The sequence below is a fragment of the Albidovulum marisflavi genome, assembly GCF_025751435.1.
GTDB classification, from domain to species: Bacteria; Pseudomonadota; Alphaproteobacteria; order Rhodobacterales; family Rhodobacteraceae; genus Albidovulum; species Albidovulum marisflavi.
This window is the reverse complement of sequence record NZ_JAOWKY010000001.1, coordinates 1,731,889-1,757,944: the sequence shown is the minus strand read 5'-3', so window position 1 is coordinate 1,757,944 and position 26,056 is coordinate 1,731,889. Positions and strand designations below refer to the sequence as shown.

Sequence of the window (26,056 nt, the reverse complement as noted above, 5' to 3'; positions counted from 1 at the left end):
GATGGCGGGGCGCTTCGACTTCTGGTCCATACTGACCGACCCGCTGGTGCGGCAGAACCCCGTGACGCTTCAGATCCTGGGGCTTTGCTCTGCGCTGGCGGTGACGACCTCGCTGCCCACGGCGCTGACCATGTCGGCCGCCCTGACTGTCGTGATGACGCTTTCCGCCGGCGCGGTCAGCCTGATCCGGCGGCATATTCCGGACACGATCCGCCTGATCGTGCAGATCGTCATCATCGCTTCGCTGGTGATCGTCATCGACCAGCTCCTGCGGGCCTATCTTGCGGAAATCAGCCGGGCACTGTCGGTCTACGTGGCGCTCATCACCACCAACTGCCTCGTCCTTGGCCGGACCGAGGCTTTCGCACGCCACAATCCGCCCGTCCCGGCGATGGTTGACGCCTTCGGCAACGGGCTGGGCTATTCGCTGGTGCTGACTGTCATCGGCGCGGCGCGCGAACTGTTCGGCAAGGGCGAGTTGATGGGATATCAGGTGTTCGCGCTTTCGGACCAGGGCGGCTGGTTCACGCCGCTGCCGCTGATGCTGCTTGCGCCCTCGGCCTTCTTTCTTTTGGGTCTGCTGGTCTGGGCGATCCGGTCCGCCCTGCCCGAGCAGGCCGAAGCGCCCGAGCACGAGCCGCCCCCGACCGGGGAGCCGGCGGAATGACCGATCTCTGGACCCTTTTCCTGTCGGCTGCGTTCGTGGACAACATGCCGCTGGCGCTGTTCCTTGGGTTGTGCACCTTCGTCGCACTTTCGAAACGGCCGGAAAGCGCGATCGGTCTGGGCGTCGCGATCACCGGCGTGATGGGCATCACCGTGCCTCTGAACATGCTGATATACCAGGGTCTTCTGGCACCCGGCGCCTGGAGCTGGGCGGGTCTGCCGGACCTGGACCTGTCCTACCTGTCGCTGATCGCCTTCATCGGCGTGATCGCGGCCGTGGTGCAGTTCCTGGAAATGCTGCTGGACCGTTACTTCCCTGCAATCCACGCCGCCTTTGGTGTTTTCCTGCCGCTTTTGACGGTACAATGCGCGATCCTTGCCGGCAGCCTGTTCATGGTCGAGCGCGACTACACCTTCGCGCAATCCACCGTCTTCGGGCTGGGCAGCGGCGCGGGCTTCGGCGTGGCGGTGGTCATGCTCGGCGCGATCAGGTCCAGGCTGGCCTATGCCGAGCTGCCGGCGGGTCTTCGGGGCCTGGGTATCACCTTCGTCCTTGCCGGGCTGATGTCGCTTGGCTTTTCGTCCTTCGCGCAGATGGCGGCGTCGCAATGACCGAAATCGCGATTGGTAGCGTCACCATCGTCTTGCTGGTTTTTGGCCTGGCGCTTGGCCTGTTGGCGGCGCGCCGGCGACTGATCCCCGAGGGCGGTGTAGACGTCACCGTCAACGGCATCACACACCTGTCCGCGGATCGCGGGACCAAGCTGCTTCCGGTGCTGCTGGACGCGGGGATCGCGATACCGTCGCCGTGCGGCGGCAAGGGAAGTTGCGGCCTTTGCCGCGTCGTCGTCGAAGGTGCCGGAGCCGGAGCGCCGCAGGCGACCGAACGCGGGGTGCTTTCGGCAGCCGAGCGGCGGGCGCATGTGCGGCTGGCCTGCCAGACCAGCCTGCGCGGCGACTGCGCGGTGCGGGTGCCCGACAGCGTCCTCAGCGCGGGCGGCGGCTTCACCTGCAGCGTCGCCGCGACGCGCATGCTCGCTCCGCTGATCCGAGAGATCGTGCTGGACCTGCCTCCCGGTCGCGACCACGGCTTCCGCGCGGGGGACTTCATGCAACTGACCGCGCCCGCCTACGCTTTGGACTTCTCGACCCTGGAGGTGCCGGACGCGTTCCGCGAGGCGTGGAAAATCGCGGGCTGGACGCGCCTTTCGGTCGCCTCGGACGCACCCGTCACACGGGCCTATTCCTTGGCATCCCGCCCGCAGGACGCCAGTCAGGCAGTGTTCAACATCCGCCTTGCCGTTCCTCCGGCGGGACGGGAGCGTGAGGTGCCGCCGGGGATCGTATCTTCCTGGCTCTTTTCGCTCAGGCCGGGCGACAAGGTCGATGCGTCGGGCCCGTTCGGCGACTTCCACGTCCAGCCCACTTCGCGCGACATGGTCTTCGTCGGCGGCGGGGTCGGCATGGCGCCCCTGCGCGCGATGATCCACCAGGAACTTGCCGGTGGCACGTCGCGCGTCATCCGGTACTTTTACGGCGCGCGCAGCGCCGCAGACCTGTTCTACGCCGACGAGTTCGATGCGCTGGCCAAGCACCACGCCAATTTCACCTGGACGCCCGCCCTGTCGGACCCGGCGCCCGGCGACCGCTGGACCGGGCGGACAGGGTTCATACACAATACGCTGTGGGACGCGATGCGACAGCACCCTGCACCCGAGGACTGCGAGTATTACCTTTGCGGACCGCCGGTGATGATCTCGGCGGTGCTTGCCACGCTCAAGAGGTTGGGTGTCGAGCCAAGTTCGATCTACAATGACGATTTCGGAGTCTGAGCCATGCGAAGGACGATGATCCAACCCACGCGACGGCAGACGCTAGGTCTTGTCGGGGCTGCGCTTCTGTGGCCCACGGCGGGTCGCGCCGAGGCGGTCCACACGTTCCATGGCTCTGCTTTCGGCACAAGTTGGCGGATCACCGGTCCCGCCGGCAGCGGGTTTGAGCGGCTGCGCCCGGCGATCGAGCGGGCATTCTCCGAGGTCGACCGCCAGATGTCGCCATGGCGGAAGGACAGCGAGATCAGCCGTTTCAACACCGCGCCCGCCGGATCAAGCAGGGTCGGCCGCGACACCGCGCGGGTGATCGCCGCCGCGCTGGCACTTGCCGCAGAAAGCGGCGGCGCCTTCGATCCGACCGTCGGGCCGCTGGTCGCGCAGTGGGGCTTCGGCCCCATCACCGGTGGCGCGCCGAACTGGCGGGGCGTCAGCATCGGGGAAGAGGCCGTCGCCAAGGACGACAGCGGCCTGACACTCGACCTATGCGGAATAGCCAAGGGCTGGGCCCTGGACCGGGCGATCGCGATTGCAAGAGCGGCGGACCAGGCTTGCTTGATCATGGATCTGGGAGGAGAACTTGCGGTGCTTGGCAGCCACCCGTCCGGACGCCCCTGGCGCGTGGCGGTCGAGCATCCGACGGCGGACGCCCCGCCGACCGCCGTGCTGGAACTGCCCTCTGGCCGGGCCGTGGCCACGTCAAGCCTCAAGGCGCAAAGCTACGGTGTCGGCGACACGATCAGCGGGCACATCATCGACCCGGCACGGCGACGGCCCGCGTCAGGGCAGCTCAGGTCGGTCACGGTCACCGCCGACGACGCCACGACCGCCGATGGCTGGGCCACGGCGTTGTTCGCCGCCGGGGCCGAGGCAGGGCCAGCGCTGGCACGGGCGCGGGGCGTTTCGGCGCTTTTCCTTATCGGCGACGACCCTGTCCCGCGCCAAGTCCGGACCGGAGACATCGCAAAGCTGCTGCTATGATCGAAACCCTCTTGTCCATCGCGATCTTCGCTGCATCCGCCCTCGGCATCGGGCTGGGTCTTGTGCTTGGGCGCGGACCGGCGAAGACCAGCTGCGGCGCCGCGTCCTGCCTGCCCAGCGGCCGCTGCGCGAACTGCCCGATAGCCCGGAGGCGCGAACCTCAGGAGGACGGAGCGTGAGCGAATACCTTGTCCGGTCGATCGTTCGCACCAACTGCCCGACGGTGTCCCGGGACCTGCCGATCCGCAATGCCATCGCGATGATGGTCGAGCAAGCGGCTGAGGTCCTGCCGGTCCTGAGGGACGACGGCAGCCTGGAAGGAATCCTGACGCAAAAGGACTGCTTCCGCCCGGCACTTCACGCGAGCTACTATCAGGAATGGAAGGGCCAGGTGGCCGATTACATGTCGGCGAAGGTGATCACTGTGGATGCGGACGACGACCTGGTGCGGGCCGCCGAGATGTTCCTGTCCCATCCGCACCGGATATTGCCGGTTCTGGAAAAGGGACGGCTGCTGGGTGTGCTGAACCGCTCTGAGGTGCTGGCCCTGCTTTCCCGGATCGGTTGACCGATGATCCGCGCGGCGGCGCCCCTGCCCCGCGGAAACCCGGCGACATGGCGCGGTGGACAGGCAAGGCTGCCGAGGGCGAGATGCTACAATTCGCCTCGCCGCAAAGTGGAACAGAAGTGGCATCATGTGCAGGTCTTCAGGAACGACACGGGACGACTGCAGGATGGAACCGGCGCAAGCACAGTATCACATCGTGGGCGGCGGCATCGCGGGCCTGGCAGCCGCAGTCTTTCTGGTGCGCGATGCCGGAGTCGATGGACGGGCCATCCACATCCACGAACAAAGGCAGGTCGCGGGCGGCTCTCTGGACGGCACCGGAGACGCCGAAACCGGCTATCTGGTTCGTGGCGGCCGGATGTTCGAGGAACATTTCGCCTGCACCTTCGACCTCTTGCGTTCCATTCCTTCGCCGGACAATCCCAAGGTGTCGGCAGCGGATGATATCCTTGCATTCAATCGAATGGTGCCCGGTTCTGCCAATTGCCGGATCGTACGCAACGGCAGGCCCGCCAGTGACCGCCATGACCTGACGCTTGCGGCGCGGGACATCGTGGACATCAACCGTCTGATCCTGCACACGGAACGGTCGATTGGGGCACGATCCATCGAGGACTGGTTCAAACCAGGCTTTCTTGACAGCAACTTCTGGCTGATGTGGTCAACGATGTTTTCGTTTCAGCCTTGGCATTCGGCGGTCGAGATGCGCCGCTACCTTCGCCGCTTCATTCATCTTTTTCCAGGCTTCACCCGCATCTCCGGTGTGCTGCGCACGCGTTACAACCAGTACGATTCCATGATCGCGCCGATTTTGGGCTGGTTGCGGGAACGCGGCGTGCGCGTCCGCACCGGCGCGCAGGTGACCGACGCAAAGATCGAAGGAACGCGTCACGATCGCCGTGTCACCGCCCTGGTTCTCGCAAGCGGCGATACGGTGGCGATCGGTGAAGGCGACCAAGTCTATCTTACCCTTGGGTCGATGACCGATGCCTCAGTGACAGGATCGAACGACCGCGCGCCCAGCCTTGACGACCAGTTGGGTGGCGCCTGGTCGCTGTGGCGGAAACTGGCGGCCGGGCACGAGGGCTTTGGTCGCCCCGAGGTATTTTGCGGCGATCCCGACAAGACCGCGTGGCATTCCTTCACCGTAACGCTGAACGGTCCCGATTTCTTCGAGTTCATGGAGGATTTCACCAACAACCGGACGGGCACCGGGGGATTGGTGACGTTCGCGGATTCGGACTGGACACTGTCCATCGTCCTTTTTCACCAACCCCATTTTCGCGGGCAGAAACACGGCACTTATGTTTTCTGGGGATACGGCCTGCGCGGCGAACGACCGGGCAATTTCACGAAGAAACCGATGTGGGAGGCGAATGGGAGTGAGATCCTGACCGAACTCTTCGGCCATCTCAGGCTGACACCCGAGCAGCAGGCCTGGTTCGCGGACGCGCGCGTTGTTCCATGCCGGATGCCTTTCATCACCAGTGAGTTCATGCCCCGCCGTCCAGGCGACCGCCCCGACGTGCGCCCGGACGGCGCGCGCAACTTTGCCGTCATCGGCCAGTTCTGCGAGTTGCCGCGCGACTGCGTCTTCACGGTTGAGTATTCGGTCCGCTCCGCCCGCACGGCCGTCGCGAGCTTGACCGGCAGGGTCGAACCGCCCCCGCCCGTCGCGCGAACGGACCGGGACCCCAAGGTCCTGCTCGGTGCCGCGCGTGTCCTGATAGGTGTGTAGCCCGCCAGCGTTGCGATCGCCCGCCGGGAACGGCCTTACTTGACCGTCAGCACCGGGCACTTCGCCAGAAGTTCGACGCGGTGGGAAACGCCCCCGCGCAGTGTCGCCTCGATGTTCCCAAGACCACGTGAGCCGATGACGATGATGCTCGCCTCGCTCTTCTTGGCGACCTCGACGATGGTACGGGCAACCGGTCCGGTCTCGACCGATTTCGTGATGTTCCTGGCGCCATTCTTCCGCGCGATGTCTTCTGCCTCTGACAAAAGCTCGCGCGAAAGCAGCTTCACCGCCTCGTACTCGGCACCTGCGATCTGTTCCAGTTGGGCGTACTTGCGCAGTTCCTCCGAAACCTTCGGAGCCTGGCGTGGCCTCATGACCGTGAGGATGAGCAGCGTGGCATCGCAGGCGGCAGCGATTTCCGCCGCGTATTCGACCGCCTTGAGAGAGTGGCCGGATCCGTCGACCGCAACCAGAAGCTTCTCAATCATCCTCATGTCTCCCTTCGCATATTTGAACGTCCGGGGCGCTGCCCTGATGTCGTGGATGTGCCGGGCCAGGGTGGCCAAGCCGCCGCTCGTTTCAAACCTATAGCAGTTCGTTTGAGCAGGTAAACTTCGTTCGGCCGATCGTGCCGCGCCAAGCGGGGGCGTAGGCAGCGGACGGGGCCACTTCACGGTGACATGGCGCGCCTGATCGGCGTCCCGGTGCGTTTTGCGAAAGCCCGCGAAAGCGCGGACGCGCTGGAAAATCCGCAACGTAGCGCGATTTCCTCAAGCCCGAGGTCGGTATGCGTTGCAAGATCGCGCGCGCGTGCCAGCCTCAGGAACTGAAGATAGCGCGCGGGTGATTGGCCAAGCTCCCGGTGAAACAGCCGGTTCAGGCTGCGTTCGGACAGGTTCGCACCGCGCGCGAGCTCGGACAGGGTTGGCGGCGCCTCGATCGTGGCGGACATCCGCGCGACGACCCTTCGAAGCTTCTCCGAGCTTCGCCCGCGCAAGCCGGGGCCGAAGCGCGGATCGGTGGCCTGACGGGCACTGTCATGCAGGAACATCGCTTCGGCCTCGAAGGCGGCGGTCGATCCGAACCTGTCGCGAATGAAGGCAAGTATCAGATCCAGTCCGGTGGCCGCGCTGCCGCAGGTCCAGAGGTTCCCGTCACGCACATGCCGGTCGCTGCTGACCGAAACGCCGGGAAATGTCTCGGCGAACTCGTCGACAAGATGCCAGTGCAGCGTCGCGCATCGCCCTTCCAGAAGTCCCGCCGCCGCCATGAGCCAGGCACCGGTGTCCGCGGCGATGACGAAGGCAGAGCGTCTGATCGGCCGAAGGTTTCGCCGCAGGTCCGGATCCACGGCAGCCTCGCGAAAGCGATCCCCACCGACAAGCAGGCACAGATCGAACGCGCCTGCGGCGGCAAGCGTCGTGTCAGGGGCGACGCGCAGACCGCTGGAACTGCCGACACTGCGGTCGCCTGCCGTAAGAACCACGAAGGCCAGATCCACCCCGGATTGGTCGCGCACCACGCGCAGCGGCTCCATCAAGCAGGACAGAACCATGTTCGAAAAATCTTCGAACAGCAGGACGGCAACGCGAAACGGCATCGTTGAATTGTCCATATCAGTCACATTACTGGCAGCTTTGGTCAATCTCGGCGCGCGGCGCAAGCATAGTGTTGCTGTGGGCGCGCTGTGCGCCGGAACCTGAAAGGTCTGCCAAGAATGACGTCCCGCCCCCTGTCCCATCTGCGCGTGCTTGACTTCGGACACTTCCTTGCCGGGCCGATGGTGGGGATGATCCTTGCCGACATGGGGGCCGAGGTGATCCGGATCGACCCGCCCGGCGGGCCCAGGTGGAAGGACCCGGCCTTTGACATGCTGTCGCGTGGAAAGCGCTCTGTGGTGCTGGACCTCAAGACGGCCGACGGGCGGCAAAAGGCGCTGGACCTCGCTGCACGATCCGACGTTGTGATCGAGAATTTCCGCCCCGGCGTGATGGAGCGGTTGGGACTTGGCCCCGCTGCCTTGCGGCAGGCGAACCCTGCGATCGTGTCGCTTTCGCTTCCGGGTTTCGCATCCGCCGACCCCGAATTCGCGGACCTTCCGGCGTGGGAGGCGGTGATCGCCGCGCGGACCGGGCAGTTCACCGACATGGGTCTGAACCGCAGGCTCATGGGGATCAACCCGTCGTTCACGCCGCTTGGCCTTGCGTCCGCCTACGGCGCCGCGTTCGGGGCGATGTCGGTCCTGTTCGCGCTTGGCGCGCGGGACCGGAATGGCGGGGACCATATCGAGGTCCCGCTGGCCTCGGCGCTGTTCGAGGGACTGGTCTACAATTCGGAGCAGGTCGAAGCCTACCCTGACCGCTACAAGTCCCCGCGAGAGCTTGAACTAGACCGGCGCGCGGCGGCAGGCTTGCCGCTGGATCTGGCCTTCGCGGACCTTTGGTCGCTGCTCGATCCTTTCTACCGTACCTACATGTGTGCCGATGGGCGCGGCTTCTACGTCGTGTCGTGCTCGATCAAGGGCCATCAGCGCCGCGCGCTTGAGGTTCTCGGCTTGCACGCGTTGGCCGAAAGCCTGCCGGATTTCGACGCCTACCTCGACCGGTCGGAATGGCCTGCGGACTGGGCTTTGCGGAACTTCCCCGTTGGTCCCGCCGATCGCGCGCGCGTGGCCGATGCCATGCAAGCGGCGTTCCTGACCCGTCCCTCGACGGAATGGGAGGCGCTGTTTGGCGCGGCCAAGGCCCCCGGAACGGCGCAGCGGACCTCTGCCGAATGGCTGGCCGACCCGCACGCGCTGGCTGCGGGCCTGGTGCTGGAGGTCGATGATCCGCGCCACGGCCGGATGCGGCAGATGGGCAATGTCGCCTGGCTGGCGGATGATGCCGCCGCGACGGACAAGCGGCCGGGTCCGGTGCCGGATGACCTGCGCCCGAAGCTTGACGCAATTCTTGCCGAGGCTCCACGCGGGCCAGCGGATGGGTCCGGCGCGCAAACGGGATGGCTTGACGGCGTGAAGGTCGTGGACCTGACGAACGTCATCGCCGGGCCGACGATCGGCGCGACGCTCGCGCGGTTCGGGGCAAAAGTCACGCATGTCCAGCCTGTCGATCCGTCGGTCGATCCGTGGAACGCCGTCGTCTTCGGCCTGCAGGCACAGCGCGGCAAGGAAAGTGTATTGCTTGACCTGTCATGCCAGGATGGTCGCCGCGTGCTGGACAAGCTGATCGCCGGGGCCGATGTCGTGACGATGAACGGCACCGACGCGCAGCGTGACGCACTGGGCCTGTCTCCGGATCGGCTGGCCGCGATCAATCCGGCGCTGATCCTTGTCCAGCTCGATGCGTTCGGCGGGCCGCGCCGGGGGCCGAAGTCGGATCATCTTGGCTACGATGACCTTGCACAGGCCGCGACGGGCGTGATGCTGCGTTTCGGCGGCGGCATGGAAACACCCGAGGAACACGCGCACTTCGGAACGATCGACGTCCTGACGGGCTTTTGCGCCTGTGTCTCGCTGGGTGCGGCGTTGGAACGGCGTCGCATGACGGGACGCGGCGGCCTGGCCCGCGCGGCCCTTGCCGCGGCGGGCGAGATGATCCAGGCGCAGTTCATGTACGATTTCGCAGGTCGCGGTCCCTGGAACGAACCCTCCGGCCGGGAGGCCCTGGGTTGGGATGCTTTCTACCGCTGCTACCGCGCCGCCGACGGCTGGATGTTCTTCGCGGCGCCGACCGAACGCGCGGCGGCGCTGGCGCGGATTCCTGCGCTGGCCGACCTTGCCACGATGTCGGGCGACGCCGAACTGGCGGCGGCGCTGGCCGAGCGTCTGGCCACCCGCCCCATCGCCGACTGGGTCGCGGACTTTGCGGGCGGATCGGTGGGCATCGTTCCGCTCGGCTCGCTCCACGCGACCCGGGATGCGTCGCTGGTGCTGGAAAGCGATGGGCCACCCGACATCCGCAAGGCCACCTTTCGCGCCGTACGTCATGACCGACATCCCATGGGCCGCTGGGTCGACCTTGTGGCGCCAAACGCGGTGCGACCGGAACGCGCGGCGATCATCGTGCCGGGCCACGCCCCAAAGTACGGCGCCGATACGCGCGAGGTCCTGCAACGGGCGGGCTGTGACAGCGACCAGATGGACGCCATGATACAGGCGGGTTCGGCGTCCGAAGGCTGGTCGTCGCGCTATCTGCCGGAGTAGTTCGAATGACAATCGATCCCGCCACCGAAGGGCCCGGCCCCGCGATCACCCCGCGCACCCGGGCCCGCGCGCGCCATATCCTGGACCATTACTACATCGGCCCCGCACGCAACGCCGAAGTGCTTGAAATCTGGGGATACTCCGACCGCATGACCTATATGCCGGGCGACCGTGTCGCACTGCACGTTTCAACCACGGCCGAGACCTGGGACCTCGAAATCGGCCGCGACGGCGTAACCTATGAACCTCTGTACCAGATCGACGGCCTGCCGGGACGGCATCACGCGACACCCGCCGATTGCTCGGTGACGGGCTGCGGCTGGCCGGTCGAGCATAGCCTGACGATCCCCGCGGACTGGCGCCCCGGAGGATATCTGATCACCTTTCGCGCCCGCAGTGGCGATGACATGGTCGAGGAACATCACCTGATCCTTGTGCGCCGCGCGTCCCACCTTGCGGCGGCGCCTTACCTGATGGTCTGCGCCACCGGCACCTGGGTCGCCTACAATTGCTGGGGTGGATCGAACGCTTATGAAGGCATAGCGGGACCGGAGGGCAATGCGTACTCACCCGTCCTGTCGCTTGATCGACCATGGACTCGCGGGTTCTGCAAGCTGCCGGACGGCGCGCCCAGGGCCCTGCCCGACCGGCCGCCGCGACCGGGCGACATGGTTCGTTATCCCTACATGGAATGGGCCTATGCCTACGGTTATTCCAAGAAATTCGCCTCGGCGGGTTGGGCAAGCTACGAACGGCACTTCGCACGCTGGGCCGAGTCAGAGGGCTACGACGTCGAGATGGCGACATTGCACGACCTGCACCGGGACCCGTCGCTGATTGACCGCTACCGCTGCCTGATCTTCGTCGGTCACGACGAATACTGGAGCGCAGAGATGCGCGACGCGGTCGACGGTTACGTCGATGCCGGCGGCAGGGTGGCGCGCTTTGCGGGTAACTTCCTGTGGCAGGTGCGGATCGAGGGCGAGGGCCGGCAACAGGTTTGCTACAAGTACGCCGCTCTCGACCAGGATCCCCTTGCGGGCACTTCGCAGGCGGCCCGCGTCACCGGCGCATGGGAAGCGGCACCGGTCAGCCGCCCAGGCTGCCAGACCTTCGGCGCTAATGCGCTGCGCGGCGTCTACGCCGGTCTTGGCAACTGCGCGGGCCGGGGCGCGGGCTACTCGGTCTATCGTCCCGAACACTGGGCCTTTGCCGGCACGGGATTGGGATATGGCGACACCCTGGGGACCGGGTCACGCGTCTTCGGCTACGAGGTGGACGGGCTTGACCTCGTATTCAGGGACGGGCTCCCCTTTGCCACCGGGGCGGATGGGGCAGATCCGGCGATCCAGGTGCTTGCCGTCGGACTGGCCGCCAACGTGGAGTCCGATCACGGCACATGGGGCGAAACGCGCTACATCGGCTGGGATGACGCGGCGTTCCGCGCCAAGGTGATCGACGGCGCCGACACGCCCGAGACGCGGGCCAGGGCCGCCCGAGGCAATGGCGTCATGATCCACTGGAAACGGGGACAGGGAGAGGTGTTCAACGCAGCCACCTGCGAATGGGTCGCCGGTCTTCTACGACGCGACCCGCAGGTCACGCGAATATCGAAGAACGTGCTGGATCGCTTCGGGGCGGAGTGATCGAATCCATGCGGCCAGCGGTGCCGTCTGGGATGAACCAACCGCCGCGACTCTTCCTATTTCTCGCGGAAGCTCCTCCAAAGCGACTCGCTCAGCGGTCGCGCGAGGTATTCGAAAAGCGTGCGGTCGCCGGTCAGTATCATCACGTCGGCGGGCATCCCCGGATTCAGTTTGACGTCGGGCAACACCGAGAGTTCATCGGGGTCGACGACGACCTTCGCCAGGAAATAGGCTTCACCGGTGCGGGGCTCGGTGATGCGGTCGGCCGAGACCGAGCGCAACTGACCATGGATCTGCGGCAGGCTGCGCTGGCGGTACGCGGTCAGCAGGACCCGCGCGTGCATTCCGGGCCGGACGCTGTCTATGTCCACCGGTCGAAGCTTGGCATCGATGACAAGGTCTGTGTCGGCAGGAACGATGTCGAGGATGGGCTGACCCGGCTCCAGCACGCCGGATTCGGTCGTCACGCGCACGTTCATCACGGTTCCCGCGATCTGCGAGCGGATGACGGTGCGTTCAAGCACATCACGGCGCGACGGCAGCTCGCTGCGGACCTCTCCAAGGGCGCGCCGAACCTCGGTCAACTGTTCGCTGGCCTGCTCGGTTTCCTGTTCCTTCAGGGTCAGGATCTGGATCCTTGTCTCACCGATCTTTTCCATGTTTCCGGCGATCTGGGCGCGATTGGCCGCGCGCTCGGCGCGGATTTCCTCACGCGCGCGCTGCAGCGCAAGAAGCTTGGTCTGCGTGGAAAGCCCCCCTTTCAAGAGCTGTTCGGTGGCGGTGATTTCCTGCACGATGAAGTCAAGCTGCGCGTCGCGCGCAGCGATCATCTCGCGCAGGCCGTTGTTCTGTTCCTCAAGCTGCCTGACGCGTTGGGCCAGGATATCGTTGCGCCCCGCGCGCGCCGAAAGACGGCTTGCCAGAAGGTCGCGCTGCCCCGTCATGGCGCCCTGCGCCTTGGCGTCCGACGCAGTGATCAGCGCCTCGGGGAACACGATTTCGGATTTGCCAAGCTGTTCGGCGACAAGCCGCGCCTCGGTCGCAAGCAGGTAATAGTAACGTTCCAGCAGTTCATCGTGCCGGGCCCTCGCCTGAATGTTTTCCAGCGTCACAAGCGCCTGCCCAGGTTCGACGTCATCGCCTTCCCGAACGTGGATCTGGTGAATGATCCCGCCTTCCAGATGCTGGATCGTCTTGCGGCTTCCATCGGGACTGACCACGCCATGCGCGACGGCAGCGCTGGCCAGCGGCGCCACCGCGGCCCAGCCGCCGATGCCAAGCGCAAGAAGCAAAGCCGCGGCATACCCGATCCAGCGTGGGCCGCGCGTCAAACGCCCGAGGCCCGCACGACCCGCAAAGCTTCGCGGCACACGCCGCTGCCACAGCCAGATGGCGAGCGCGAAAAGCGCCAGCGCGGCAAGCCCGATCGCACCCGCCAGCGCAATTTCGAACTGCTTCGGATCAAGCCGCGCGCTCCATTCGGTGCGCGACTGAAGGTCGGCTGCCAGGTCATGCCAACGCGCCTCAAGCGCGAGGCTGTTCCAGCGTTCACTCAGATACTCCAACATGTCGATGTCACTCCGCTGGTCTCAGTTTGCCGACCCTCTTGCCTCCGGGCTTCGGCTGCTCTCCGCGGCCGATCCGCAAGATCTGGTCGCGGTCGTCGAAGGCAGCGACCTTGCCCTCCCTTAGCGCCAGGATCTTGTCCGTGGCGCGCAGAACAGCGGCGTTGTGGGTCACCATGACGATGGTCGTGCCGCGCGCCTTCAGATGGCCGATCGCCGCCATGAGCGCCTGTTCGCCATTGCTGTCGAGGTTTGAGTTCGGCTCATCCAGAACGACAAGCGCGGGATCCCCGAACAGCGCGCGGGCAAGGCCCAGCCGCTGGCGCTGGCCGCCCGACAGGCGACCACCGTGCAGCCCGACGTCTGTGTCGTAGCCCGAAGGCAGGCGCAGGATCATCTCGTGCACCCCGGCAAGCCGGGCTGCCATGATCACGGTTTCGCTGTCGACATCGCGCATCCGGGCGATGTTCTGGGCGACGGTGGCGGGGAAAAGTTCCACCTCCTGCGGCAGATAGCCCAGGTAGGGGCCCAGTTCCTCGGGGTTCCAGGCGCTGACATCGGCGCCGTCCAGGCGAACGTGGCCGCGCACCGGCCGCCATGCCCCGACCAGCAACCGGCAAAGGCTGGTCTTGCCCGACCCCGAAGGGCCGACCACGCCGCAGACCTGGCCGGGCTCGATCGCAAAGTTGATGTCCTCAAGGATCAACGAGCTCGATTGAGGGGCAAGGCAAAAGACGTTCTCGACCGAAAGCCTGCCGGCCGGCCGCGGCAGCGTCAGCGAACCTTCGGGCACGTCGTTTCGGGCGAAGGCGGCCTTGAGGTTCCGATAGGCGGCACGCGCCGCCACGAAGCCCCGCCACGCCCCGATCGAACGTTCGATCGGCGCGAGCGCGCGGCTCAGGATGATCGCCGCTGCGACCATTCCGCCAGCGGTCAACTGCCCGGCCAGAACCTGGTAGGCACCAGCACCCAGGATCATCACCTGCAAAGCCAATCTGACAGAGCGCGAACCGCTGAGGATCGCGAAGGTCCGCTCGCCAAGCCGCGTCTGGACTGAGCGGGCGGCCTCGTACCGGTTCTGCCAATGCGATAGCAGAGTTTCCGCCATGCCAAGCGGGCTGACCGTCTCGGCGCCGTCGACATATTGCTGCGCGGTTGCATGGCTGCGCCGAAGCTCGGCGCCCACCTGTTGTTGCGGCTTGCGCGTGACGAAATCGTTGATCACCGCAAGCACGAACAGCACCACGGCACCACCGACGGCGATCATCCCAAGCACGGGATGCACCAACCAGATGAAGGCAAGAAAGATCGGCGACCAGGGGGCATCCAGAAAGGCCAGCATCGCATCGCCGCCGACGAAGGACCGCAGGTCGGCAACGTCGGTGACGCTGGCCTTCGGGCCCTCGCCCGCGAGCCGCCCGGCCAATGCGCGGCGGATCACCGGGGCGCTGAGTTCGATCTCAAGCCAGTAGGCCGCCCGGCCAAGGATGACCTTGCGCGCATATTCAAGCACGCCGTAGATCACCAGCGCCGCAAGCGCCCCGACTGTGAGCCAGGCCAACGTATCAAGAGAGCCGCTGGACAACACCCGGTCGTAGACCTGAAGCATGTAGAGCGCGCTGACCAAAAGCAGAAGGTTGACAAGGAAACTGAGAACGACAAGGGCCGGGAACAGTCGTCTGACCGCCCCCATCGTCTTGTCCAGGCGGGCATCCTTCGATGTCTCGGGCATGTGCACATCCTACCAATAACGCGATACGCAAGAAACAAAGGCGGACCCGCCCCAGAAAGGGCGGGCCCGGCAAGGCGGTCAGGCGACGGCCTCGTCGATCTGGATCGAGAACGCGTCCGAGCTGCTGTCATTGTCGCCGTTGTCGTCATCAACCAGCGTCGCCGTGAAGTTCAGATCCAGCGATTGCGGATCGAATTCGTTCTCGACCTCGAACTCGATCACCGGGATCTTCATGCTCCCGACGCCCACAGTCAGCTGGATCGCGTCGATCTTGTTGTCGCCGGGGGCCTCGACATAGAACGTGTCGTCGGCCGGGTTTTTCACATCATTGTAGTTCAGGCCATCCACCAGCATCGGACCCGATGTCGACCCGTCCGCGTAATAGACGGTGATGTAAAGATCCTCGTCATCCATGTCGTATCCGCCAACCGTGTTGGAGACATGGACCGTGACCTTGTCGACCAGGATCTCCGGGTTCACGACAAAGCTTTGGTCACCCGATGTGATCGTCGTTCCGGCGAAGGCGCCTGTTCCTTCCCCTTCGTCCGCGCCGTTGACGTTGTTGGACGCGAACCCGATCCCCGACGAGGACACATTCAGCGTCGTCCCCGCGTTGATCAGGGCCGGAACATTCAGACCTTCCAGCTCGGCCTCATCCCGGTCCGGCGCTCCAAGTTCCACGAGATCCAGGATGCTGTTGATGGCCGCATCGCCATTCGCGATCGTTGCGGTCGGCACGACGGCGAAGAACACGATGTCGTCATTCCCCGCGCCCAGGTCTCCGCCGAAGAAAAGCGAACGGACGGGATCCGGTCCACCGGCGTCCAGCGTCCCCTGGGTCGTGTCGAAGGTCGTGACCGTTCCCGGCGGCTTCGTCAGGTCGAACTCGTAAGTGCCGTCATCCTCGAAGGTCAGCGAGAAGTTCACCGTCTGGAGATTGGCGACGCCGTCGTCGGTGAAGTCGGCCATCAGCGAGCCGTTGTAGACGAAGTCGGTCCCGCTGTTCGGTGCCGTCAGCGTGCCCAGGGACGAATCCACGTCGACGGCTGAGCCACCGCCGATCGAATAGCTGTCGAAGTTGATCGACAGGGACGTGAACCCGTCAGCACCGGCACTGTGGGCCCAGACGCCATCCACGGGGAAGGTGTCGTCAAAGTCGATCCCAGTGATGTCGTTCACCGTGATCGCCGGCCCGTCATCCCCGACACCGAAGTAGCCACCAAGGTCGAAGCTATCGGAATCCGTGGCGGTGTCGCCTTCACTGTCGGTCGCAGTCACCGACTTCTGCACGCTGAGCTGTCCGTCCGACAGCGTCAGCAGATCCGTGGTGTAGGGCTGACCGGTATCCGCCTCGTTGTGGTCGAAGGTCTCGGACTGGGTGAAGGTCACGTTGCCGCTGCCGTCCACGCTGATCCGGAACACCTCGACCGCGCCGGCAAGGCCGATGAAGTCGCCGCTGCCGCCATCATCATCCCACACGACATTGACGCCGTTGCTGGTCAGGCCGATGTCCGAGGATCCATCATTGAATTCGACCTGCGTACCCAACAGGCCGGCCCCAAGCACCAGCGCATAGCTTGGCGTCACGGATCCATTCCCGTCTGCGCCAGTCGTGCCGGATCCGCCGAAAGCGCCGCTGAAGCTGGTGGTCACAGCGTTCGGTGACGGCGAGCCGTCAGCAGCCTGGTCGCCTGTCGGCAGCCCGCTTCCGTTATTGCCCTGGTAGTTTCCGCCGGTCAGATCACCGTCGAACGTGTACTTCGTCGCCGGATCAAAGGCGACAACCGTCACGTCCGCCGTCGGCCCGTCGTCGCCGACGCCGAAGTTGCCGCCAAGATCAACGCTTTCGTTGTCCGAAGCGGTGTCACCCTCGCTGTCGGTCGCGGTCACGGACTTCTGCACGCTGATCTGGTTGTCGGAGAGTGTCAGCAGATCGGTACTGAACGGCCCTGAATCGTTGGTGCCGTGGTCGAAGACCAGCGTTTCGGTGAAGGTGACGTTGCCGCTGCCATCGACACTGATCCGGAACACCTCGTCGCCGGCATCCGGGCCACTAGCAAGAATGCCGATATAGTCGCCGCTGCCACCGTCATCGTCCCAGACCACGTTTATGCCGCCGCTGGTCAGGCCGATATCCGACGACCCGTCATTGAACTGAACCTGGGTGCCCGTCGCGACATCCAGAATCAGCGAATAGCTCGGCGTGATCGAACCGTTGCCATCCGCGCCGGTCGTAGCCGTGCCACCGAAGGCGGTGCTGAAGTCGGAGCTGACCGAATTGGGAGATGGCGAGCCATCACTGGCTTCATCGTCTGTCGGCACACCAGTTCCGTTGTTCCCCTGGAAGTTGCCGCCGCTCAGATCGCCATCAAAGACATATTTCACCGCCGGCTCAGAGCCCGACAGCGTCACGTCCGCCGTCGGCCCGTCGTCGCCAACCCCGAAGTTGCCGCCAAGATCAACGTCGGCGTAATCCGATGCCTCGTCCAGATCACCGTCCGTGACCGTCGTCGTCTGCCGCACCGCGATCTGGTTGTCGTCCAGCAGAAGTATGTCTGTGCTGAACGGGCCAGAGTCGTTGGTGCCGTGGTCGAAGACCATCGACTGGCTGAAGGTCACGACACCTGTGGTCGTGTTCACCGAAAGGCTGAAGACCTCGGTCGAGGTGCCGTCAAGCACGCCGCGGTATGCGACGCCTGCCGTCACCTCTTCCCACACCACATCGGTGCCGCCGCTTTGCAGGTCAGCGCCGCCGAACTGCACGGTTGAGCCGGTCGCCGCGCTCAGCACAAGAGAGAAGGCCGTTGAGGTCGAAGCGCCCTCGTCGTCTTCACCCGTTGAAGTCGTGGCGCTGAACGCGCCGCTGAAATCGACGTCTACGGATGTCGGCGAACCGTCTCGCGGGTCGTCGCCCGTCGGCAAGCCGGTTCCGTTATCCCCTTCGAAGTTACCGCTGGCCTGGTTGCCGTCGAACAGGTAGGCGGCTCCGGGTTCGGTGCCGTCAGCAGCGACATCAGCCTGCGGGCCGTCATCTTCGAAGAACATCTTCGAGCCGACTTCCTCGGTATCACTGGCAACCTGCGTCAGGTTGAATCCGCCAAGGTCGAAGGAAATGTTGGACCCCTTGCCCGAGGTCGGCTGCGCGTTCTCGATCAGGACGCGGGTGTGGTCGCCCGCCGTCGTGTACTGGACCATGTCGCCATCGACCACGCCTTCGACGATCACGCCCAGGGCGTGGTTCCCGGCGTCAACATAGCTCCAGGTGGCGGCGGCGCCGTTGATGGTGACATCCGTGATCACGATGGGCGTGTCATCGTGGAGTTCGTCGACGAAGTTCACCCCGGCCTCGTCAAGCGGATCCGCCTCGTCCGAGAGGAAAGCGGTGATCTGGATCATGACGCTGGTCGACGAGTTGCCCGGATTTACCTGTGAGATCAGGAACTCCGCCGAGGTCGCCGCCAGGAAGCCGGTGAAGTCGATGTTGGCCTCGACGTCAGCCTCGGTCTGTGACAGGGGCGCACCATCCGGTCCAGGGGCGGGGCCGGCGACATAATCCGGGTTCATGCCCGTGACAAAGGTCACAAACATGCCTTCGCCCGCCTTGAACTGCTGGCCATTGGTCCCAAGGCTGACGCTGGTCTGGCCGCTGGTGTTCGCAGTGTCGCCAGAGGAGATGTTTTCCCCCTCGGACTCGTTCGCAGGATCGCGCCCGGTCACGACGATCGTCTGTGCGCCGCCGTTGTTCGAGAACGCCATGAACAGGTTGTCGCCCGGAGGCGCGTTGTCGAAACTGAAATCGACCTCGTCAAAGGCCGAAACGTAGATCTTGTTCGTCAGATCAACGGCTTCGTCAAAACTGTTCGGATTGGTCGGCTGGGTAAGGCTGTCGTAAAGCGCCAGCCAGACATTCGCGCCTGAAGCCGTCTCTTCAAGATAGACCACGAAGACAAGCAACCCGGTCACATCGTCGACGCCGTAGGCGATGTTGTCATTCGTTGTGTCGGTAAAAAGGTGGATCGCATGGCCGTCCGTCGTGGTCAGGCCGCTATCCACGTCGTTCAGCAGCGCGCCACCGGAATCCGTGAGTGCAAGATTGTCGTAGCTTTGGCCGACATTGACGGTGATGACTTCATTGTCGCTGACCGCCGCTTCGATCAGGTTGGCGGTGCTTGAGTTCGCGTAGGTTCCCGTGATGGCGTTCAGACGCGCCGCAAGCGTCGCCGGTATGGATCCCACCGCAACGTCGTTGTCGTCGTTGTCCTCGCCCGGCGGCGGCGAAAGGTCGGAACCGTCCTGCAGTCCCATCGTCTCGTCTATATGCACTTCCTCGCTTGAAACACTGATAAGATGATCACTCATGTCCTAGCTCCGATCTGGAAAGGCGTTCGAACATCCGGCCAGGCAAACCCCGACCGCGACGCCGACGCGCGCCACCGCACCTGCCCCCGTCGGCGGTGCGCCAATGATTCCGAGCCAGTCGAACAAAGAATCCGGTATCTAAGAGAAGAGAGCCCTCAATCGCGCTGAAAGCCCGGCGCCATGAACCCCGGCCTTTGAATCGTACGCGACAGCCGCGCCTGGACAGGCGACCGACGTTTCGGACATAGTGTCTTCCCCCTGGTAGTCTGGCTCAGGAACGCGTAGCCCTGCTCGATTTGAGGCGTTCGCTCAATCAGCCTGAATTACCCTGCGGGAGAGTCTGCTCGGCCTGCATGCATGGAGGAATGCATGTCACCGGTGACAAGGAAGAAAGGCAAGAACGACCGAATGGCTCCAACAACCATGTTGTTATCACCAGTCCATTGGCGCTTGACCCACGCCGGAACGCACTCGGCGCAGCTATGCTGCGGTTGATGCCAGCCCCCTTGCAACAACAGATTTCCCAAACCGAAAGGTAGTACGAATCACCAGAATCATCAACAGCCAATGCCTGCGCCAGGCCCTTGAGAGCGGCGAACTGTCCGGCGGCGGAACAACGCGAAAAGATACTTTGCCTATCTTTTGCGGCAAGAGCGGGCGTAAACCGCCCTCCACGAGATTTCTGGAAAACTCATCACGCGCAGGACCCAGGTGGCAAATCCCTAGCCCAAGAAGGGCGTCTGGCACCCACGAGCCACAGTTGTAGCGCTTCATATCTGACATATCGTGCGGCGGCCCTGGTGGGCTGAACCGGGTTCACGATGATCACGGTCAGCGGAGCCACGTCGAGACTGGTCAACATGCCGCGCAGGAAGTCGCCGCCGCCGATGCGGGTGTGGATGAATGTGGAAAGGACGCGGACCGCAGTCCCCGCTGTCAGCAACTTTAGCCAATAAAATTGATCCAGGCCCAAGTTGCTGCGTAATGATACGTGTGTGGGAAGTCGGATCGACGATGAATAGACAGGATGACAGCGCCAATCTGCATTCGGTCCAGACGCTGGATGAGGCGCTTCTGCGCAAGCTCAGCGAGATCGAACAGGAACAGATACCTGAAAGGCTGTTGGAACTTGCGCGCGAACTGCAGGATGCATTGCGGGCGAGAAACGGCAAAGGCCTGCCCTGATCGGTTGTCCGGCGGAACGGACGAAGACGTTTGAACGCTGGCGGAAGGCATCCGATCGCCAGTCGTTGCAGGCGCGGCAGGCCCTTTACCTGGGAAACCATCAAGCCCAGCGGGCTTCCATCACTCGAAGCCGGGGCTTTGGAACATTGACCCGCCGCATGTGTTGAGCCGGTGAAGAGCTACCGGAGAAACATCATGAATGGACGTCATCGGCGTGATGAGCGCGAAAATCAGGAAAACTTCTATCGCGAGCGGGATCCAGGTCAGCGCCGGGATCGGGCTCGTGGCTACTATGGTCAGGACCGGGACGACCGCCGGGGTGGCGATTACGCGGAGGATTACTCAGACCCCGACCGCGACCCCTATGGCCGGCGCGGATGGCGCGGCAGATGGGAAGGCGATGATGCCTACGGACGTCGCGGCGCGGACCCGGAGTTGTGGGACGAGCGATTCCGTGCAGGCGGCTATCGCGGCATCCCCGGCGGATATCTGGCCGGGGGCTGGTATGGCACCCGGCCCGCTGCCGACTGGGCCTTCCCCGGCGCCGACCTTGGCTACCGCGAACGCTACCGCCACCGTGGGCCGCGGGATGAAGAACGCGGCTTCTTCGAGCGCGCGGCAGATGAGGTGTCGTCGTGGTTCGGCGACGAAGAGGCGGAACGTCGCCGCGAGATGGATCACAGGGGCCGCGGGCCGAAGAATTACACGCGATCCGACGAACGGATTTTCGAGGACGTCAATGATCGGCTGACCGACGATGAATCCCTTGATGCGACGGACATATCCGTCGAGGTCAAGGACAGGGAGGTGACGCTGGACGGTACCGTTCAGTCCCGCTACGCCAAGCGGCGGGCCGAAGACTGCGCGGATATGGTCAGCGGCGTGCAGCATGTTCAGAACAACCTGCGCGTCAAGCAGCCCGACCTTCCCGCGCAATCCTAGTGCGCGCAATCCTGGGGGCTTGAACGCGGGGCTGCGACCAGTCCCGCCAAGGGCCGCTGACAGACTTCGCAGAAGGGCTTCGCGCACGCCGTGCCCCGCACATTGTCAGCGGCCCTGGGGCAACGTCCCAAGGGCGGCGCTGTCCCGTCTTGCCAGATCGGCGGGCGTTCACGCAGCCCTGATCGCGTCTGCGAACCTGCCGATCTCGGCTTCGGTATTGAAGTAGTGGACCGACGCGCGCGTTAGGGATGGAAGATTGCGCCGCTCAAGATCCAAGCGGGCATATGGCAACGCCGAAACCGACACATTGATCGCCTTCCGCCTGAGCAAATCCGCAAGAGCCGCCGGTTCTATCCGGTCCTTCCTGAAGGTCACGATCCCGCATTTTACTTGCCCAAGATCATGCAATTCGACGCCCGGAACCAAGCTCAACGCGTCTCGAAGATCCTGCGCGAGGCCGAACACGCGCCGTTCGATGTTTTCAAGCCCGATGCCACGCGCGTAGCGGACCGCAGTCATCAGGCCGACACGCCCGGCCACATAGCTTTCCCAGTTTTCGAACCGCCTGGCGCCATCGGCGTACCGGAAGCCGTCGGACTCCGTCCAGGTCGCCGAGCGCAAATCCACGAACGGCGGGTCAATCCTGTCGATCACGCTTGTGCGGACATAAAGAAATCCGGTTCCTCGCGGGCCGCGCAAGAACTTGCGACCGGTTCCCGACAGGACATCGCAACCAATGACCTCGACGTCTAACCCGATCTGTCCGACAGACTGGCAGGCATCGAGCATATAGAGCACGCCGTGTCTTCGCGCGATCCGACCCACGTCGGCCGCCGGGTTCACCAGCCCGCCCTGCGTCGGGACATGGGTGATGGCGATCAGCCGGGTATCAACGCCGATCATGCGCTCAAGCGCATCAACATCTATCTGTCCAAAGGCATCCGACGGCGCCAGATCAATCTGGAAGCCCAGACGGCGCGACTGCTGAAGCAGTGCCAGATAGTTCGACGCATACTCGGACTCATGCGTGATGACCCGGTCGCCGGGCCCGAGCCTTAAGCCATAAAAGGCCATGTCCCAGGCGCGTGTCGCATTCTCCACATACGCGATCTCGTCCGGCCTGGCGTTCAGCAGGCCCGCGAATTCATCATAGAATGCCACGATGTCGTCCTGCGCGCGCCGCTCGGCCTCGTAGCCGCCAACCTCGTATTCATCGCGCAGGACCCGCTGAACCGCGTCAAAGACCGGGGCCGGCATCAACGATGAGCCCGCGTTGTTGAAGTGCAGCACAGAGTCACAGCCGGGGGTGTCGGATCTGACCTTTTCGATGTCTATCATTCGGCTGCCTTTCACCCGCAATACTTCTTGGACCTGCATCGCCATTGACCAGCCCCCGGTCTTCCCTCGTCGATATCGAGAGTCCTTGGGTTTGATAGTGGTCGGTTTCGGGTCGGGCAAGCATGCCGGGCGCGGAGCCCTCAGGGAGCCCTCAGGGAGCCCTCAGATTGCTCAAGCGATCGGCGCGCTTCTGCTGGCATCTTGTTGCCCAGCGAGGAATGTGGCCGGACGTTGTTGTAGTCGTATCGCCAGAGGGTCAGCGTGCGGCGCCGCCTTTTCGCTTACCATTGATGCTGTGCACCGCGGCGGCGATCCGCCGGTGCGTCGCGAAGGCGGCCGACGCGCATCCAAACGCCAGCCACCGATGCGCGAAACGCAGTGACGCCGCCTGAGCCCTGGTTCCGTCAAAACGCGGTCAGCGGCACGCGCTTGAGCAATGCCTGTTATTGGGCGCAAACAGGACCGGGGCGAAGGTCAGCGGCGGCTGCGGCCCGTTACGACCGGGCCAGAATGTCGACGATTTCCTCCAGATCCAACCGCACGGGATTGCCTTTGGTCGAGCTTGCCGTCATCGCGGCGCGGGCGATATCGCCTTCTTCGCCCGCATCGCAGCCAAGCGCCCGAAGCGATGGCAGGCCATGGGCATCGGCGAACTGTCGCAGGCAGTCTGAGCCGCGGCCCACCTCCCCGCCAAGTCCCTGGGCCAGCCACTCATCCACTTGCACGAACCGATCGGTAGGCAAACCAGCCTTTCTCGCCGCGCGTTCGTTCACCGCCAGCGCCGCGGGCAGCAACCGCCCGCAGATCGCGCCATGTGAACCGCCGCGCCCGCCGATGACGGACGCCAGCCCGTGCACGATGCCCAGACCCGCATTCGCCAGCGCGAGGCCGCTCAGATGGCTCGCCCTTGCCATGGCATCGCGCGCCAGGGGGTCCTCGCCCTTCATCAAGCGGCCAAGGGCGGCAATGCCCTTCGGGGCCGCGTCGCGGCACAGCGCGTCGGTCACGATGTTGGCGCGAATGCTCAGGTAGGCCTCGATCAACTGGGTCAGGGCGTCCAGGCCAGTGGCCAGGGTCAAGGCCCGCGGCGCATCGTCCGTCAGCGCCGGATCCACGATGGCAAGGCGCGGGATCATGCGCGTGTCGCGAAGGCTGATCTTCAGCCCGCGATCCGGTACGCCAAGAACGGCGTTCCTTGTCGCTTCCGCTCCGGTCCCGGCGGTGGTCGGGATCGCCACAAGCGGCAGAGGATCGGGATCCAGGGTCAGCCCCTTGCCCACCCCCTCAAGATAATCCAGGGGATCGCCGCCCGCGGGCAGAAGCGCCGCAAGAGCCTTGGCAAGGTCGACAACAGAACCGCCGCCGATTGCGACGACGCAATCGGGGCCGAAGCTGCGGCAGGTTTCAAGCGCCGCACGCACCTGGCCGACCGTCGGCTCGCCTTGAGCCAGGGTTTCGACCACGCGCAGCCCGGCCGCCTCCAGCCCCGAGCGCAGGTCCCCTGCCCAGGCGACCGAGCGGCCGCGAACAAGCAGCACCTTCCTGCCCAGCATGGCGATATGAGCGGCAGCCTCGGTCCGGCACCCACGGCCGAAAAGCGTGAGGCGCGGACTGGCAAAGCCATACGGTTCCATCAGCAGACCACTCCTTCACGATTGGCACCCGAAAACCCGGCATCTTGACAGGCGATCATACACCCCTTGCACCCGCGCGCGCCGTAAAGGGCCGGATACGCCGCCGACACCTTCGCGCTTCAGATCATCTGCGTTGCTGCGACGGCGCGCTTCCAACGATCGTAGCGCTTGTCGCGGGCCGCTTCGGGCATGGTCGGCGAGAAGGTCCTCTCCAACGCCCAACCCGCCGCGAAGCCATCCTGATCGGGATAGACGCCGGCCTGCATCCCTGCAAGCCAGGCGGCGCCAAGGGCGGTGGTTTCGCGGATCTGGGGCCGGTCGACGGGCGCGCCGATGATGTCGGACAGGAACTGCATCGCCCAATCGGATGCCGACATGCCGCCATCGACGCGCAGGGTCGACTGTCCGGCCGCGTCGGTCCAGTCGGCGCGCATGGCCTCCAGAAGGTCGCGGGTCTGGAAACCGACGCTTTCCAACGCCGCACGGGCGAACTCTGCCGGGCCGGAATTCCGCGTCAGGCCAAAGACCGCCCCGCGGCATTCGGCGTTCCAGTAGGGCGCTCCAAGGCCCGTGAAGGCCGGCACCAGGATCACGTCCTGTTGCGCGTCGGCCTGCTGGGCCAGGGGCTGGGTTTCCGCGGCCGAGCGGATGATCTTCAGCCCGTCCCGAAGCCACTGGACGACCGCACCGGCGATGAAGATCGACCCTTCCAGCGCGTAGGTCGGCTTGCCGTTCAGCTGATAGGCGATCGTCGTCAGAAGCCGGTTCTGCGACCGCACCGGCGTGTCGCCGGTGTTCAGAAGCGCAAAGCAGCCGGTTCCGTATGTGGATTTCATCATGCCGGGCGCGAAACACGCCTGACCGACGGTCGCGGCCTGCTGATCGCCCGCCACACCCAGGATCGGCACCTCGCGACCGAACAGGTCGGCGCGCGTCACGCCGTAGTCGGCGGCGCTGTCCCGAACCTCGGGCAGCATCTGCATCGGGATCCCGAAACGCGCGCAGATCGTGCTGCTCCAGCGGCCCTTGTGAATATCGTAGAGCATCGTGCGCGCGGCATTGGTCGCGTCCGTTGCATGGACGGCGCCGTCGGTCAGCTTCCAGATCAGGTAGCTGTCAACCGTACCGAACTTGAGCTCTCCGCGCGCCGCACGCGCGCTTGCACCTTCGACGTTGTCCAGGATCCACTTGAGCTTCGTGCCCGAGAAATACGGGTCCGCCAGCAGTCCTGTCCGCTCGGTGATCATTTCCGCATCGCCGCTTTCGCGCAGCGACTTGCAGAATTCGGACGTGCGCCGGTCCTGCCAGACGATGGCGTTGTGGACGGGCTGCCCGGTCCTGGCATCCCAGACGATCGTCGTTTCACGCTGGTTGGTGATGCCGATGGCGGCGATGTCGGCAGGGCGAAGCCCCGCCCGCTCAATCGCGGCACGGCATGTTCCGGCGGTCGTCGACCAGAGGTCCGACGGATCGTGTTCGACCCAGCCGCTGTCCGGGAAGTGCTGCTTGAACTCCTCTTGCGCGGTAGCGACGATCCGCATCGCGCCGTCGAAGACGATGGCGCGGCTGGACGTTGTGCCCTGATCGATGGCAAGGACATGGGTCATTGGTTCGCCCTGTCAGTGTGAAACCCGGATATTCATGAAATAACGGGCGAAGGACGCGCCCG

The 26,056-nt window shown here is 64.7% G+C and carries 18 protein-coding genes and 1 pseudogene; 10 read left to right on the top strand and 9 right to left on the bottom strand.

Translation table 11 applies throughout. From position 1 onward, the window contains the following. Nucleotide 1 precedes the first annotated feature (1 nt). From OEW28_RS08555 to OEW28_RS08530, 6 genes are all read left to right on the top strand, one after another. Entirely contained in the window at nucleotides 2–667 is a 666-nt protein-coding gene (locus OEW28_RS08555; protein WP_263734272.1) for an NADH:ubiquinone reductase (Na(+)-transporting) subunit D, read from the top strand. After that, nucleotides 664–1,278 (top strand): NADH:ubiquinone reductase (Na(+)-transporting) subunit E, encoded by a 615-nt coding sequence (nqrE, locus tag OEW28_RS08550; RefSeq protein WP_263734271.1) that lies wholly within the window; start codon nucleotides 664–666, stop codon nucleotides 1,276–1,278. The genes OEW28_RS08555 and nqrE overlap by 4 nt, the downstream gene beginning before the upstream one ends. Beyond that, nucleotides 1,275–2,498, top strand: coding sequence for an NADH:ubiquinone reductase (Na(+)-transporting) subunit F (nqrF, locus tag OEW28_RS08545; protein WP_263734270.1), 1,224 nt, complete (start codon nucleotides 1,275–1,277; stop codon nucleotides 2,496–2,498). Before nqrE ends, nqrF begins: the two co-directional genes overlap by 4 nt. Before the next feature lie 15 nt (nucleotides 2,499–2,513). After that, nucleotides 2,514–3,476 (top strand): FAD:protein FMN transferase, encoded by a 963-nt coding sequence (locus tag OEW28_RS08540; RefSeq protein WP_263734269.1) that lies wholly within the window; start codon nucleotides 2,514–2,516, stop codon nucleotides 3,474–3,476. 175 nt (nucleotides 3,477–3,651) lie between these two features. Further along, nucleotides 3,652–4,044: a CBS domain-containing protein gene (locus OEW28_RS08535; RefSeq protein ID WP_263734268.1), complete on the top strand. Its 393-nt coding sequence runs from the start codon at nucleotides 3,652–3,654 to the stop codon at nucleotides 4,042–4,044. Between the two features lie 166 nt (nucleotides 4,045–4,210). Next, entirely contained in the window at nucleotides 4,211–5,782 is a 1,572-nt protein-coding gene (locus OEW28_RS08530; RefSeq protein ID WP_263734267.1) for an oleate hydratase, read from the top strand. A gap of 35 nt (nucleotides 5,783–5,817) precedes the next feature. On the opposite strand, the gene OEW28_RS08525 is transcribed toward OEW28_RS08530, so the two are convergent. Continuing rightward, entirely contained in the window at nucleotides 5,818–6,270 is a 453-nt protein-coding gene (locus tag OEW28_RS08525) for a universal stress protein (protein ID WP_263734266.1), read from the bottom strand. A 182-nt stretch (nucleotides 6,271–6,452) separates the two neighbouring features. Then, on the bottom strand, nucleotides 6,453–7,397 hold the full coding sequence (locus OEW28_RS08520; protein WP_263734265.1) for a GlxA family transcriptional regulator: 945 nt from the start codon (nucleotides 7,395–7,397) through the stop codon (nucleotides 6,453–6,455). Nucleotides 7,398–7,499: 102 nt separating this feature from the next. On the opposite strand from OEW28_RS08520, the gene OEW28_RS08515 reads away from it, so the two are divergent. Further along, entirely contained in the window at nucleotides 7,500–9,986 is a 2,487-nt protein-coding gene (locus tag OEW28_RS08515) for a CoA transferase (RefSeq protein WP_263734264.1), read from the top strand. 5 nt (nucleotides 9,987–9,991) lie between these two features. After that, complete coding sequence (locus OEW28_RS08510; protein ID WP_263734263.1) at nucleotides 9,992–11,632, top strand: N,N-dimethylformamidase beta subunit family domain-containing protein; 1,641 nt, start codon at nucleotides 9,992–9,994, stop codon at nucleotides 11,630–11,632. Nucleotides 11,633–11,688: 56 nt separating this feature from the next. Here OEW28_RS08510 and OEW28_RS08505 read toward each other — a convergent pair whose 3' ends face one another. The 3 genes from OEW28_RS08505 to OEW28_RS08495 all read right to left on the bottom strand — a co-directional run bounded on the left by OEW28_RS08505 (nucleotide 11,689) and on the right by OEW28_RS08495 (nucleotide 19,288). Next, nucleotides 11,689–13,200: an HlyD family type I secretion periplasmic adaptor subunit gene (locus OEW28_RS08505; protein WP_263734262.1), complete on the bottom strand. Its 1,512-nt coding sequence runs from the start codon at nucleotides 13,198–13,200 to the stop codon at nucleotides 11,689–11,691. Nucleotides 13,201–13,207: 7 nt separating this feature from the next. Further along, nucleotides 13,208–14,929: a type I secretion system permease/ATPase gene (locus tag OEW28_RS08500; RefSeq protein WP_263734261.1), complete on the bottom strand. Its 1,722-nt coding sequence runs from the start codon at nucleotides 14,927–14,929 to the stop codon at nucleotides 13,208–13,210. Between the two features lie 78 nt (nucleotides 14,930–15,007). Then, entirely contained in the window at nucleotides 15,008–19,288 is a 4,281-nt protein-coding gene (locus tag OEW28_RS08495) for a beta strand repeat-containing protein (protein ID WP_263734260.1), read from the bottom strand. A gap of 1,014 nt (nucleotides 19,289–20,302) precedes the next feature. On the opposite strand from OEW28_RS08495, the gene OEW28_RS08490 reads away from it, so the two are divergent. Together OEW28_RS08490 and OEW28_RS08485 are read left to right on the top strand one after the other, a co-directional pair. After that, nucleotides 20,303–20,473 (top strand): hypothetical protein, encoded by a 171-nt coding sequence (locus tag OEW28_RS08490; RefSeq protein ID WP_263734259.1) that lies wholly within the window; start codon nucleotides 20,303–20,305, stop codon nucleotides 20,471–20,473. A 195-nt stretch (nucleotides 20,474–20,668) separates the two neighbouring features. Continuing rightward, complete coding sequence (locus tag OEW28_RS08485) at nucleotides 20,669–21,415, top strand: BON domain-containing protein (RefSeq protein ID WP_263734258.1); 747 nt, start codon at nucleotides 20,669–20,671, stop codon at nucleotides 21,413–21,415. Between the two features lie 168 nt (nucleotides 21,416–21,583). Here the strand turns inward: OEW28_RS08485 and OEW28_RS08480 are convergent, their stop codons facing one another. From OEW28_RS08480 to glpK, 4 genes and pseudogenes are all read right to left on the bottom strand, one after another. Next, nucleotides 21,584–22,753 (bottom strand): aminotransferase class V-fold PLP-dependent enzyme, encoded by a 1,170-nt coding sequence (locus OEW28_RS08480; protein ID WP_263734257.1) that lies wholly within the window; start codon nucleotides 22,751–22,753, stop codon nucleotides 21,584–21,586. A 73-nt stretch (nucleotides 22,754–22,826) separates the two neighbouring features. Next, a pseudogene (locus OEW28_RS08475) lies at nucleotides 22,827–23,022 on the bottom strand (integrase core domain-containing protein); the annotation flags it as partial. Between the two features lie 225 nt (nucleotides 23,023–23,247). Continuing rightward, complete coding sequence (locus tag OEW28_RS08470; RefSeq protein WP_263734256.1) at nucleotides 23,248–24,387, bottom strand: iron-containing alcohol dehydrogenase; 1,140 nt, start codon at nucleotides 24,385–24,387, stop codon at nucleotides 23,248–23,250. 119 nt (nucleotides 24,388–24,506) lie between these two features. Continuing rightward, entirely contained in the window at nucleotides 24,507–25,994 is a 1,488-nt protein-coding gene (gene glpK / locus OEW28_RS08465; RefSeq protein WP_263734255.1) for a glycerol kinase GlpK, read from the bottom strand. Nucleotides 25,995–26,056 lie beyond the last annotated feature (62 nt).